Raw genomic sequence first — 13,258 nt, 5'->3', positions numbered from 1 at the left:
GCGCTTGCGTTCGGATTGTGGCCATTCAGGGCGCAGGATGCTCCCTGGGTCGCGCGGTGAGGCACCCGAAGTGCTCCCCCGACCGGTGGCAAAGGAATGCAACGGCCAATCGCTAACGTTGAAGGCGCGCGTCAAATGACCTCGATTATCTCTTCTCTGAGCATCACCCAGATCAAGTCGCTGTCTACGGCGACCATCGCTTCCTTCACGAGCGACGACGTTGCTGCGCTGAGCTCCGCTCAGGTCGCTGCGCTTTCGTCCAAACAGATTTCCGCCTTCCAGACCGAGGATTTCGACCAGCTCGACGCCACCCAGCTCGGTGCGATCTCCAGTGTCGCCATCCGCGGCCTGACGGTGGACCAGCTGTCCGTCATCGACAGCGCCAAGATGACTGCCCTGAGCAGCCGTCAGCTGGGTGCGCTGACATCTACGCAGATGACCGCCCTGACATCGGAGCAGTTCGCTGCCCTGACCACAGGCCAGCTCGCTTCGCTGAGCAGCGCCGCTCTTTCCGGTCTCCAGACTGACGATATCGCGACGCTGACCTCGGCCGAACTCGCCGTCATCAGTACCCGCGCTCTCAGCGGCCTCTCTACCGCCAACTTTGCCACTCTCGACTCCGCCCAGCTTTCCGGCCTGACCTCCGGCCAGATCGCCGCGCTTTCGACCGCTGCCATCGCAACGCTGACGTCGGATCAGATCGACGGCCTGGACGCATCGCAGATCTCGGCCCTCAACTCGCGCCAGATTGCCGCTCTTTCTACCGATGCCCTCGCCTCCTTCTCCACCGACCAAATCGTCGCCCTGAACAGCCGGGCCCTGTCGGTGCTGAAGTCGACCCAGGTCGCGGCGCTTTCGACCGATCAGATCGGCGTTCTCACCACCGGTCAGCTTGCTTCGCTCACCTCGACGGCGGTCGCCGGCCTCGGCACGGACGACGTTGCCGCGCTCAGCTCGGACGGTGTGGCTGCCCTGAGCACCAGAACGCTTGCCGCCCTTTCGACGACGAACTTCGCGGCTCTGGGATCCGACCAGCTGGTCGGCCTGACCTCAGCGAAGATCGCCGGACTGACGGCAGCACAGATTGGCGTGCTGAGCTCCGATCAGGTTGATGGCCTCACGCCCGGCCAGATTGCTGGCCTGACCAGCGCCCAGATGAACGCACTGACCGCGGACACGCTGGCCTCGTTCTCGACCGATCAGGTCGGTGCGCTCAGCAGCCGTGCGATCGGTGTCCTCAACTCCGCCAAGGTGGCCGCACTGAGCAGCGACCAGGTCGCTGCTCTCTCCACGTTGCAGCTCGCTTCGCTCAGCTCCGCCGCCGTCAAGGGGCTGGAGACGGAAGATCTTGCAACCTTCACCTCGACGGAACTCGCCGCACTCAATTCCCGTGCGCTTGCTGCTCTCTCCACCGAAAACATCGCGAGCCTCACATCCGAGCAGCTCACCGCCCTTTCGACCGGGCAGATCGCCTCACTGACAACGGCGCAGGTGGCTGTACTCGACAGTGCTCAGCTTGACGGCCTCAGCGCCTCCCAGGTCGGTGCCCTGAGCTCCGCCCAGGTCATCGCGCTCGGTACGGACAATGTGGTGTCTCTCTCCACCGAGCAGGTCGCTGCGCTCAGCAGCCGCGCGGTTGGCGCCCTGACGGCGGCCCAGCTCACCGCCATGACGAGTGATCAGATCGAAGCCCTTGGATCGGCGCAGATTGCCGCGCTTTCCTCGACTGACCTGCTGGCCCTTTCATCTGAAGACATCAATACCTTCACCACAGCCGAATTTTCGGTCATCAGCTCGACCGCCATCCGCGGCATCTCGACCGACGTGATCGGCGAGCTTTCGACTGATCTGATCGCTGCGATGAACACCCGCGCCGTGGCTGCACTCTCTGCAGCCCAGGTTGCCGCCATGACCTCGGACCAGATCGCCGCACTGTCGATCGGCCAGCTCGGAGCGCTGACCTCGGTTGCCGTTGCCGCCCTCGAAGCAGAGGATGTGGCCACCTTCTCCTCCACCGAACTCGCTGCCTTGCAGTCGCGTTCGCTGGCCGCTTTGTCGAGCGCCAACTTCGCCACCCTGGGTTCGGACCAGATCATCGGTCTGACGACCGCGCAGATCGCAGCACTCTCGACGGTCCTGGTCGGTTCGCTGACGACCGATCAGATCGACGGCTTGACCACGGCGCAGGTCGCGACATTCTCCTCTTCTCAGCTCACCGCCATCAACACGGCTGGCATCGCGTCGATGACCACCGACCAGATCGGTGCTCTGAACACCCGAGCCCTCGCTGCGATTAAGTCTGAACAGCTTAACGTTTTGACTTCGGACCAGTTTGCGGTTCTCGGAACCGGACAGCTGGCCGTCCTCTCGTCTGCAGCAATCCGCGGCCTCAACTCCGATGCCATCGGCACCCTCACTTCGACAGAACTCGCTGTCCTGAATTCTCGTGCAATTGCCGCGCTCTCGACCGACAACCTGGCGCTGATCAGCTCTGACCAGATCGCAGGTCTCACGACCGCGCAGATGGCTGCGCTGACCTCCACGCAGGTCGGCATCCTCTCCACCGATCAGATTGACGGTCTGACGGCCACCCAGATCGCGACACTGAGCAGCGCCCAGCTTCGCGCCCTCGACGCTGACGCGATTGCTTCCTTCACGACGGAACAGGTCGGCGCTCTCAATACACGTGCCATCGCAAGCCTGTCCTCCACCCAACTTGGTGCGCTCGACTCCGACCAGTTCGCCGCACTTGGAACCGCTCAGCTTGCGGCCCTGACATCTGCGGCGATCGTCGGTCTCGACAGCTCGGCTATCGGCACCCTGACGTCTGCGGAACTTAGTGCGCTGAACTCCAGAACTCTGGCAGCACTCAGCACCAGCAACTTTGCACTGCTCGACTCAACCCAGTTGGCCGGTCTCACGACTGGTCAGGTCACCGCTCTGACCACCGGCCAGATCGAGAGCCTGGTCAGTGATCAGCTCGATGGGATAACGACGGCCCTCATCGCGATGCTCTCCAGCTCGCAGGTCAAGGCGCTCACCACCGATGCCCTGGCATCGCTTGACACGGCCCAGGTGGCTTCGATCAGCAGCCGCGCTGTCGGCGCCCTCGGCTCGGAGGCCATCGCTGCCCTGTCTTCCGACCAGATCGGTGTGCTGACGACAAGCCAGCTTGCCGCCCTGACATCCGCAGCGGTTGCCGGCCTTGCAACCGAGGACGTTGCAGCCTTCGAATCGAGCGATCTGGCGGCTCTGAACTCTCGCACCCTGGCTGCGCTGTCGACGGACAACATTGCTGCCCTCAACTCGCTGCAGCTGACTGGCCTGACAACGGGCCAGATCGCCGCCTTGACGACGAACCAGCTCGCTGTCCTCGACTCCGACCAGCTCGACGGTCTGTCTTCGACCCAGGTTGCTGCTCTGAGCTCCACTCAGATCCTTGCGCTGTCGACCGATAACATCGCTTCGCTGTCGACCGATCAGGTGGCTGCCCTTAACTCCAGAGCCATCGGCGCCCTGACTTCCGAGCAGCTGGATGCTATGAGCACGGATCAGGTGGAAGCCCTGACTTCGGGTCAGATCATGGCGCTCAGCTCGGCCGACCTCGCTGCCCTGTCATCCGCTGACATCGCCACCTTCACGGCTGCCGAGATCGGGGTGATCAGCTCCGCCGCGATCTCCGGCCTGTCGACAGGTGCGATCGCTGGTCTCGATACTGAGCAGGTCGCGGCGATCTCTAGCCGATCGGTTGGCGCGCTGAGCTCGGCCCAGATCGGAGCACTCGATACGGCTCAGTTCGCGGCCTTGTCGACTGCCCAGCTTGCCCAGATCAGCTCTGCTGCGGTCGCCGGTCTTGGCACTGATGACCTTGCAACCCTCGACTCCTCGGAAATTGCCGTCCTGCAGAGCCGCACCATTGCAGCTCTCAGCACCGACAACTTCGTGGCTCTCACCTCTACCCAGCTCTCGGGTCTGACAAGCGACCAGCTGGCGTCGCTGACCACTACTCAGGTATCGCTGCTGACCAGCGATACGATCGCCGGTCTCTCCTCGAGCCAGATCGCTTCCCTGAACTCCAGGCAGGTTGCGGCTCTGTCGACTGGCGCGCTGGCTGCACTGACGTCTCTACAGCTTCCGGGTCTGTCGACCTCGGGCGTTGCCAGCCTGAACTCGGCGCAGATCGGAGCCATGACGTCTGGCCAGTTCGACTACCTATCGACGGCACAGATCGGGGCAATCAGCTCCGCCGGTGTCGCCGGTCTGACGACCGAGGATATCGCGACATTCGCACCGACGGATCTCGCCGCTCTTAACACTCGGGCTCTGGCTGCCCTGTCCACCGAGAACTTCGCAGCCCTCGACTCGACGCAGCTCGCCGGGATGACCACCGCTCAGGTGGCCGCCCTGACGACTGCCCAGATCGGGGTCCTGACCACTGACGACATCGATGGTCTGACGACAGGGCAGGCAGGTGCGCTGACGACCGCTCAGATCGCCGCGATGTCGACCGACAATCTGGCTTCCTTCTCGACGGAACAGATTGCGGCACTCGGAACCCGTATCTTCGCAAGCCTGAGCTCGGGCCAGGTGAGGGCACTCTCGACCGACCAGATCGACGTCTTGTCGTCCGCCCAGCTGGCATCGCTGAGCACCGCAGCGATCGGCGGTCTCGAAACCGAGGACATGGCGACCTTCTCGTCGGCTGAACTCGGGGCTCTGAGCACGCGGACCATTGCGGCCTTGTCGACCGCCAACTTCGCCGAACTGACCTCGGCTCAGCTGACCGGCCTCAGCGCCGCTCAGGTGGCTGCGATCAGCTCTGCCCAGGTGGGTGTGCTGAATTCTGATCAGATTGACGGGCTCTCCACCGGCCAGATCGCAGCACTGACCTCGAGCCAGATCCGCTCGCTTTCGGCCGAGAATCTGGCCTCGTTCAGCACCGACCAGGTGATGGCATTGAGCACCCGCGCCATTGCGGCCCTCTCTACCGACCAGCTGGTGGCGATGACCACGGACCAGATCGAAGCGCTGACACCGGCGCAGGTGGCGGCTCTGAATTCGGCTGGCATCAGCGCCCTGTCGAGCGAAGATCTGGCCGAGTTCTCGACCGCCGACATTGCCGCGATCAACACGGCAGCTCTTGCTGGTCTCTCCACGCAGGACATCGATGATCTGACCAGCGATCAGCTGCGGGCCCTGACGTCTGCACAGATCCAGGCATTGAAAGACGATCAGATCGCTGCTGTCATCGCAGCCTACCAGTCGCTCTGATCAAGGGAGGCGCTCGCCGCCTCTTCCCACCGATCGTTTGAAGAGCCCCACCCATTGCGGTGGGGCTTTTCGTTTGGGGCATGACGTGTTCGTCTCGTGCAGAGGTCGACCTTGAGTGAGGATGTCTGCATCGGGATCCCGGTGTAGGCAGAGACTCGCCACGGAAAAGCCCGCCAACTTGGAAGCTGGCGGGCTCGATCCGATGGCAAGGGGACTACAATAGCTGCCGGGTGGTGTCCCCATCAGCCTTGCTGCCGTCAGACCCTCACCTTCGCGGCATCGCGGGCCAGAGCCTCGGCTGTTGCGCTTCGTCGATACCACATGGTGATGAAGGACGAGGTGATGACGATGAAGAGGCTGTAGAGGATCGGGATGAACAGAACCTCCTGCTGCTGAATGCCTGTGAAGGAGAGTGTCACGATGAGTGCCGCGAGCGGCCCGTTCTGGATGCCGGTTTCCAGGCTGATGGTGCGGGCACGGTTGCTGTCCTGGCGGAGCGCCCGGGCAAGCCAATAGCCGAGCAGCATGCCCGTCAGGCCGATCCCGACTGCCGCGATGTAAACGGGGAAGGGGGTGTCGAGCAGCATCTGGTAATTGCGCGGCACCCAGGACCCGATCAGGAAGAGGATGACGACCACGCCGAGCAGCGAGCCGATCATCTCGATCGTGGCGCCGACATTGGCGTTCATCTTGCGCAGGAACATGCCAAGTACGGTCGGCACGAGCAACACCACGAGCACCTGCGCGACATTGCCGGCCGGGATCACGTATTCGCCCCCGAGGCCCGCGAGGCCGCTGTAGAAGCTGAGCAGGAAGGGGACGGTGACGACCGCGACGAGTGTCGAGACAGTCGTCATCATGATCGAGAGCGCCAGTACGCCCTTGGAGAAATAGGCGAAGATGTTGCTGGTGGTGCCGCCCGGCATGCAGGCGATCAGGATCAGGCCCGCCGCCATGCCGGCCGGCAGGCCGAGAGCGAGTGCCAGGGCATATCCGAGGAAGGGCATGATCAGATACTGGCTCAGCAGCCCGATCAGGATGCCCTTGGGCTTGCGAAAGGCGATGAAGAAGTCGCGCCAGGTCATGGAGGCGCCCATGCCGAGCATGATCACCATCATCATGATGCCGAGAAGTGTGGTTTCAAGTTCCGTCAACATGGTGGCTGCCCCTCACTTCTTGAATTCGCTCTGCACTTCGGCCTTCAGATCCTTGCGCAGGATCTTGCCGATGGGCGTCTTTGGCAGCGTGTCCCGGAAGACGATGGATTTCGGCACCTTATAGTCGCTGAGCAGGGTCTTGCAGTGATTGCGGATGGCCTCCTCTGTGAGCTCGCCGTCGTGGTCCGGGTTCTTGACGACATAGGCACGTACGGCTTCACCGGTCTTGGCGTCGGGAATGGCGACGACGGCGGCTTCGAGCACCGCATCCATCTTGGCGAACGCGTCCTCAACCTCGTTGGGATAGACATTGAAGCCGGAGACAAGGACCAGATCCTTCTTGCGGTCGACGATCTTCAGGAAGCCCTGGTCATCCATCACGGCGATGTCGCCGGTCGCGAACCAGCCGTTTTGCAAGGCCGTCGCCGTTTCATCCGGACGCTGCCAGTAGCCGAGCATGACTTGGCGGCCGCGCACGAGTAGTTCTCCCGGCTCGCCCGATGGAACCAGCTTGCCGTCGCCATCCACCAGAATGACGTCGCAGCCGGGCACCGGAATGCCGATGCTGCCGGATTTGGCGCGATCATCCAGCGGATTGAAGCTCACCAGCGGTGAGGTTTCGCTGAGCCCGTAGCCTTCGGCGATCGGGGTCCCCGTCATCACCCGCCAGCGGGTTGCAACTGCCTCGTGCAGCGCCGTGCCGCCGGCGATCGCCGCGCGCAACTTCTTCGGCGGATAGGCTGCGAACCATTCTTCGTTCATCAGGCCGTTGAACAGCGTGTTGACGCCGGTGATCCAGGTGATCGGGTAGTTCTCGATTGCCCGCTGAAGGTTCTGGACCGGGCGCGGCGAGGGGATCAGGATGTTGCGCGCCCCGAGTTCAAAGAAGGTCATCAGGTTCGCGGTGAAGGCGAAGATGTGATAGAGCGGAAGCGCCGTCAGCACCTGATCCTCGCGGGCCATCACGCCGCCGGAGACCGCACGCACCTGGTCGAGATTGGTCAAAATGTTGCCATGCGTGAGCATGGCGCCCTTGGCGACGCCGGTGGTGCCACCCGTATATTGCAGAAGCGCGAGGTCGTCGGGGCCCGAGGCCGCCCACATGGCCTTCACGTCGGCGCCGTGGCTCCTTCCCTTGGCGAGCGCTTCCTTGATCCGCAGGATCGGAACGCCGATGTTCGGGATAGGCGGGAGTACCTTGTTCCAGACCTTCTGGACACCGCGAATGATGATCTCGGGCAGCTTGGGGAAGAATTCCGGCACGCCGGCGAGAACCACGGTCTTGATTCCCGTCTTCGGCACGACTTCCGCCAGCTTGTCGGCGAATATGTCGACGATGACAAGCGCCTTGGCCCCGGAATCGTTGAACTGATGGATCATTTCGCTCGGCGTGTAGAGCGGGTTGGTGTTGACGAGAATGCAGCCGGCCTTGAAGACGCCGAAGGCGACCAAGGGATAGGGCAGGCCGTTCGGCAGCTGCACGGCGACCCGGTCGCCGGCGCGCAGGCCGCAATCATGGTGTAGGAAAGCCGCGAAGGCATCCGACATCTCGCCGATCTGGTCGTAGGTCAGGCTACCATTCATGCCGTTCGGCACGACGCAGGTAAATGCCTTGCGCGGACCGTTTTCGGCGCAGGACCGATCCACCAGTTCGGCGATGCTGCGATAGCGCAGGTCGCCCAGTTCCTGCGGGATGCCTGTTCCGTAAGCCGCCAGCCACGGGCGTGGCGGCGTGAATGCATGTTCCATGTTTCCTCCCCCGCGCGCTCTCCGGCGCTTCACCGTCGAGGGGCCGGGTGCAAATGCGATTCCGGTTCCCTCTAACGTGTGGAGGATGGATTTCTCCGTAGTCAAAGTCCAGCGTTTTCCGGGGCTTGGCACAGCAATGGAGCGTCGGGTGAAGCCTTGAACGGAGAAATCCCATCACGTCCGCGTTATCGGGCAGACACGTGCAGAGGCAGCAACACGGTCGGAGCCACTGTCGTTCGATGGATTGAATAAACAAGAGAATGGCGCACCCGACAGGATTCGAACCTGTGACCTTTGGAATCGGAATCCAACACTCTATCCAGCTGAGCTACGGGTGCATCCGAAGGCGATATGACTCGCCGTTCCAGAAGCGGTCATAGCGCAGTCGCTCGCGCGCATCAATCCGAAAAACAGTAGACGGCTGGGGGTAAATCAACGGAGCGGGGCTGCGACGGAAGCGAAGTGGGCAAATGTCGATCAAATGTTCGCGGGAACTGATGGAGCCGATACCTAACTTGGGGAAATGAACGTTAGACGTTCAAAATCTGCTGCTCACACCGTGACGGCTGCCGTTGTGCCCTTGTGGCAGCGGTTTAAACAGTTAGTATCGTTACAGGAAGGTCGTTGTCGGGGGCAGCGGTCGCCCGAGGGGGCAATTATGACAGTGGCGGGGAAATGCCGGAAATTACTATGGATGAATTGGTACCCAACACGTCCGGGCTAGACTTTTCAGTCATGGACGATGCTGTGGGATATCGACTGCGGCGGGCGCAGCTTGCCGTTTTTCAGCATTTCAATGAAGCCTTTTCTTCGAAAGGTCTTCGCCCGACCGATTTTGCGGTCCTGCTTCTTCTGACCGACAACCAAGGTGCCAAGCAGAGCGAAGTCGCCGAGGCACTCGGCATTCAGCGGGCGAATTTTGTCGCGATCGTCGATGGTCTGGAAAACAAGGGCTATATCGAGCGTCGCAAGTCGGAAACCGACCGCCGGGTCCAGTCGCTCTACATGACGCCCGCCGGCGAGGCCTATCTCGAAGAGTTGATGCCGATCTGGATCGATCACGAGCGCTGGGTACTCGAGCAACTTGGCGGCGTCGCCGAGCGCGATACGGTGAACCGTCTCCTCAGGCGCCTCTACGACTGATTGTCAGCGTCCAAATCCCAAATCATATCGCTTGATCGCCTCGTCGATCAGGCGATTGGCGATTTTCATTCGGATTGTTGCCTGTTCGCGGAAATCTTCGGGCAGACGGTCCGGATGATTGTCGCGGGCGAATGCCCGCCTGCGTTCCTGAAGTCGCTCGCGATCGTCCGATGGCTCGAGGCCGAGATCTTCGACGACCTCCTCGGGAGAAAGCCGATGCAGCCAGACCGGTGGTGGCGGAGGAAGGGTCTCAAGGAGTTCGGCAGGCGGTTCAGGCTCTGCCGGCGGGATCTCGTCGGACATCAGGGACAGATAGGCATCGAGCCTCGGATCTGCGCTCGGTTCGGAAAGAGTGGGCGCTTGCTCGGGCGTGTCTGGCAGGAAGCTCGTTGACAGGCCATTGATCCGGAAGGTCGGCTCTTCTGTCGGAGGTGCTTCTTCCGCCTCGGCATCGAGCCGGTCGACGACCGACTGGAAGAGCGACTTGCCAAACAGCATGCGTGCAAAGACCTCCGCTGCGGTCACCTTGCCGCGCCTTCCCTGCAGGAGAACAGGCCGACGTGGTGCGGGGCTTGCGTCGTATGATCCGAGCCAGCCCGGCGGCGAAGGATCAGCTCTGGGACTGGCTCTGGCTCTGCGTCGACTCGACCATCAGCTTGACCGTCAGGTCCTCTCCGGCGAGCCCGATGCGCATGCCGGATACGGGGGCGGCATCCGCATAAGACAGGCCTGTCGCGATCCTGATGTATCGGGTGTCGGGGCAGTGGTTGTTGGCGGCGTCGAAACCCACCCAGCCGAGGCCCTGCAGATAGACCTCCGCCCAGGCATGGGTCGCGGTCTGCTCCATCCGGTCGTCCATCAGGAGATAGCCCGAGACATAGCGGGCCGGCAGGCTCAAAACCCGTGCCGCGCTGATGAAGGCATGCGCATGGTCCTGGCAGACACCTTGGCCAGCTTCCATCGCCTGCTCTGCCGTGGTTTCCGTGCCGGTCGTTCCCGTTTCATAGGCGATCTGTGCGTTGAGTTTCCCCATCAGGTCATGCATCTTCGCCAATTCGTTGTCGCCCGAAAGGCTGCGTGCGAGTTCGCGGATGAGCTTGCCTGGCTTGGTAAGCGGCGTATCCCGCAGATAGAGCCAGAGTGGCACATAGCCCTGATGCGGGCCGAAGACGCCGGCCCGGTCTTCCGTCTCGATCTCGCCCGAAGCGACGATGTGCACGCTGTGGCTGTCGCCTTCGGTGGAGACGAGGTGGGTGTGGTTGCCGAACTGATCATTGAAGCCCGCTTCGACCTTCGCGCCATCAACGACGATGTTCCACGACAGCACTTTCTGGCCCGGGCCATCCTGTGGGCTCAGTCGCAGGCGCTGCAGCGAATATTGAACGGGATCGTCGTAGCGATACTCGGTGGTATGGGTAATCCGGAGACGCATGCGCTCAATCCTGCTCAACTGTAGAACCTGTAGCCCTCGGTGATCTCGCTGCCCAGCTTGTTGTTCAGGGCAATGAAATTGTCGAGGAACTCGTGCAGCCCCTGATCCATGATCTGGTCGATGCTGGTCGTCCGAAGGGTGGCATAGACCGTGTCGGCGGTGTCGTGTGCCGCGATGCGCTCGCCGTAATCCTTGCCGATGTAACCGAGATTGGAGACGATCTTCTCGTAGCAATAGGCAAGCGAGCGCGGCATCTGACCGCTGAGGATCAGGAAATCGGCGATGTTGGTCGCCTTGTATTCCCCGTCATAGACCCAGCGATAGGAACGATGGGCGGAGACCGATCGCAGGATCGATTCCCACTGCATGTTGTCGAGCGAGGAGCCGACATGGGTGATCGCCGGCAGGAGCACGTAATACTTGACGTCCAGGATGCGGCTGGTGTTGTCGGCCCGCTCGATGAAGGTGCCGATGCGGGCGAAGTTGTAGAGCTCGTTTCGGAGCATCGAGCCATGGAAGGCACCGCGGATCAAACCGGCGCGGCGCTTCACGGTATCGATGACCTCGGGCAGGTCGGCCGATTTCAGCTTGCGGGCGAGCATCTGCTTCAATTCGATCCAACATTCGTTGGTCGCTTCCCAGGTCTCGCGGGTCAGCGCGGTTCGCACCATGCGGGCGTTGTTGCGGCCGGCGTCGATGCAGGACATGACGCTCGATGGGTTGGCAGTGTCGCGCAGCATGAAGTCGATGGCATCAGAGGCCGTCACCTTGCCGTGGCGTTCGGCAAAGAGCGGGCGGACGTCGGCGCTTTTCAGGACCGCGTCCCAATCCTCGTCCGAGGCGCCGGAGCGGGTGAGCGACATGCGGAGGCCCGCATCGACTAGACGGGCGATGTTTTCGGCTCTCTCGATGTAGCGGAACATCCAGAAAAGACCGTTGGCAGTTCTTCCGAGCATGACCATGTCAGTCCTCCAGTACCCAGGTGTCCTTGGTGCCGCCGCCCTGACTGGAATTGACCACGAGCGAACCCTGTTTGAGGGCCACGCGGGTCAAACCGCCGGGGATGATCTGCACCTTGTCGGAGACGAGGACATAGGGACGAAGGTCGACGTGGCGGGGCGCGATCCCCTTGTTGACGAGAATCGGTACCGTCGAGAGCGACAGCGTCGGCTGGGCGATATAGTTCGAGGGCCGCGCCTTCAGCTTGTCGGCAAAATCGGCACGCTCCTTCTTCGTGGCCGTCGGGCCGACCAGCATGCCATAGCCGCCGGAGCCGTGGACTTCCTTGACCACGAGCTCTTCGAGATGTTCGAGCACGTATTTCAGGCTGTCGGCTTCCGAACAGCGCCAGGTCGGCACGTTCTCGAGCAGTGCCTTGCGGCCGGTGTAGAATTCGACGATCTCCGGCATGTAGGAGTAGATCGCCTTGTCGTCGGAAATGCCGGTGCCTGGCGCATTGGCGATGGTGATGTTGCCGGCGCGGTAGACATCCATGATGCCGGGAATGCCGAGCGCAGAATCCGGCCGGAAGGTGAGCGGATCGAGGAAGTCGTCGTCGACGCGGCGGTAGAGCACGTCGATCGCCTCGTAACCACGCGTGGTGCGCATCTTCACCTTGCCGTCGATGACGCGCAGGTCCGAGCCTTCGACCAGTTCCACGCCCATCATGTCGGCCAGGAAGGAGTGCTCGTAGTAGGCCGAGTTGTAAATGCCGGGGGTCAGTACTGCGACGCGCGGCTTGCCCTTGCAGCCGGGCGGGGCGAGCGAGGCCAGCGACTGGCGCAAAAGATAGGGATAGTCCTCGACGCGTTGCACCTTGTTGAGCTGGAAGAGTTCCGGGAACATCTGCATCATGGTTTCCCGGTTCTCCAGCATGTAGGAGACGCCGGACGGGGTGCGGGCATTGTCTTCCAGCACGTAGAACTGGTCCTCGCCTGTTCGCACGATGTCGGTGCCAACGATGTGGGTGTAAACGCCGCCCGGCGGGCGAAAGCCGATCATCTCGGGCAGAAATGCGACGTTTTTCTCGATCAGCTCGCGCGGGATGCGGCCAGCCTTGATGATCTCCTGCTTGTGATAGATGTCGTCGAGAAAGGCATTGAGGGCCAGCACGCGCTGTTCGATGCCCTGGGCCAGCTTGCGCCATTCACGGCCGGAAATGATGCGCGGGATGATGTCGAAAGGTATCAGCTTTTCGGCGCTGTCGGCATGACCATAGACGGCAAAGGTGATGCCGGTCCTGCGAAAGATGTTTTCCGCATCTCGCGACTTCGCCAGAAGCCTTGCCGGATCCTGGCTGGAATACCAATCGAAGTAGTTCTGGTACGGTGCGCGCGGATCGTTGTCCGCAGTCATCATTTCATCAAATGCCAATGGCGCCATCCCCTTTTTTGTTCATTTGAATACAACCAATTGGGCAATGCAAGGTCGTTCGCGGGCTCCGCTCGCAGAAAGAGAGACGACCGCATCTGCTAGAAAATGGTGCAATCGCGTAAAGCCTGTGCAG

8 protein-coding genes and 1 tRNA gene are annotated in these 13,258 nt (G+C 61.9%); 2 read left to right on the top strand and 7 right to left on the bottom strand.

The window, feature by feature from the left end; all coding sequences use genetic code 11:
* The first annotated feature begins 135 nt into the window (after positions 1-135).
* A complete protein-coding gene (locus ACQKP1_RS14645; protein ID WP_427275814.1) occupies positions 136-5,271 on the top strand; it encodes a beta strand repeat-containing protein in 5,136 nt (1,711 codons plus the stop codon).
* Positions 5,272-5,528: 257 nt separating this feature from the next.
* On the opposite strand, the gene ACQKP1_RS14640 is transcribed toward ACQKP1_RS14645, so the two are convergent.
* The 3 genes from ACQKP1_RS14640 to ACQKP1_RS14630 form a co-directional block, all read right to left on the bottom strand.
* Positions 5,529-6,428 (bottom strand): bile acid:sodium symporter family protein, encoded by a 900-nt coding sequence (locus ACQKP1_RS14640; protein WP_203017149.1) that lies wholly within the window; start codon positions 6,426-6,428, stop codon positions 5,529-5,531.
* A gap of 12 nt (positions 6,429-6,440) precedes the next feature.
* A complete protein-coding gene (locus ACQKP1_RS14635) occupies positions 6,441-8,177 on the bottom strand; it encodes an AMP-binding protein (RefSeq protein ID WP_427275813.1) in 1,737 nt (578 codons plus the stop codon).
* A 261-nt stretch (positions 8,178-8,438) separates the two neighbouring features.
* Positions 8,439-8,515, bottom strand: a tRNA-Arg gene (locus ACQKP1_RS14630).
* A 352-nt stretch (positions 8,516-8,867) separates the two neighbouring features.
* Here ACQKP1_RS14630 and ACQKP1_RS14625 point away from each other — a divergent pair.
* Complete coding sequence (locus ACQKP1_RS14625; RefSeq protein WP_139330410.1) at positions 8,868-9,320, top strand: MarR family winged helix-turn-helix transcriptional regulator; 453 nt, start codon at positions 8,868-8,870, stop codon at positions 9,318-9,320.
* Between the two features lie 3 nt (positions 9,321-9,323).
* Here the strand turns inward: ACQKP1_RS14625 and ACQKP1_RS14620 are convergent, their stop codons facing one another.
* From ACQKP1_RS14620 to ACQKP1_RS14605, 4 genes are all read right to left on the bottom strand, one after another.
* Complete coding sequence (locus ACQKP1_RS14620; RefSeq protein ID WP_427275812.1) at positions 9,324-9,845, bottom strand: hypothetical protein; 522 nt, start codon at positions 9,843-9,845, stop codon at positions 9,324-9,326.
* An 85-nt stretch (positions 9,846-9,930) separates the two neighbouring features.
* On the bottom strand, positions 9,931-10,752 hold the full coding sequence (locus ACQKP1_RS14615; protein ID WP_427275811.1) for a transglutaminase family protein: 822 nt from the start codon (positions 10,750-10,752) through the stop codon (positions 9,931-9,933).
* A 14-nt stretch (positions 10,753-10,766) separates the two neighbouring features.
* The gene (locus tag ACQKP1_RS14610) at positions 10,767-11,708 is read right to left on the bottom strand and encodes an alpha-E domain-containing protein (RefSeq protein ID WP_006725771.1); all 942 of its coding nucleotides are present in this window, start codon (positions 11,706-11,708) and stop codon (positions 10,767-10,769) included.
* A gap of 7 nt (positions 11,709-11,715) precedes the next feature.
* Positions 11,716-13,125: a circularly permuted type 2 ATP-grasp protein gene (locus ACQKP1_RS14605; protein WP_427275810.1), complete on the bottom strand. Its 1,410-nt coding sequence runs from the start codon at positions 13,123-13,125 to the stop codon at positions 11,716-11,718.
* Positions 13,126-13,258: the final 133 nt, after the last annotated feature.

This window comes from Allorhizobium sp. NPDC080224, from assembly GCF_050281005.1.
Lineage (GTDB): Bacteria > Pseudomonadota > Alphaproteobacteria > Rhizobiales > Rhizobiaceae > Allorhizobium.
This window is presented reverse-complemented; position numbering and strand designations above follow the sequence as displayed.

Bases quoted from the DNA above. Each gene is read 5' to 3' on its own strand.
- ACQKP1_RS14645 (WP_427275814.1), top strand. From the start codon at position 136: ATGACCTCGATTATCTCTTCTCTGAGCATCACCCAGATCAAGTCGCTG.
- ACQKP1_RS14635 (WP_427275813.1), bottom strand. From the start codon at position 8,177: ATGGAACATGCATTCACGCCGCCACGCCCGTGGCTGGCGGCTTACGGA.
- ACQKP1_RS14625 (WP_139330410.1), top strand. From the start codon at position 8,868: ATGGATGAATTGGTACCCAACACGTCCGGGCTAGACTTTTCAGTCATG.
- ACQKP1_RS14610 (WP_006725771.1), bottom strand. From the start codon at position 11,708: ATGCTCGGAAGAACTGCCAACGGTCTTTTCTGGATGTTCCGCTACATC.
- ACQKP1_RS14615 (WP_427275811.1), bottom strand. From the start codon at position 10,752: ATGCGTCTCCGGATTACCCATACCACCGAGTATCGCTACGACGATCCC.
- ACQKP1_RS14640 (WP_203017149.1), bottom strand. From the start codon at position 6,428: ATGTTGACGGAACTTGAAACCACACTTCTCGGCATCATGATGATGGTG.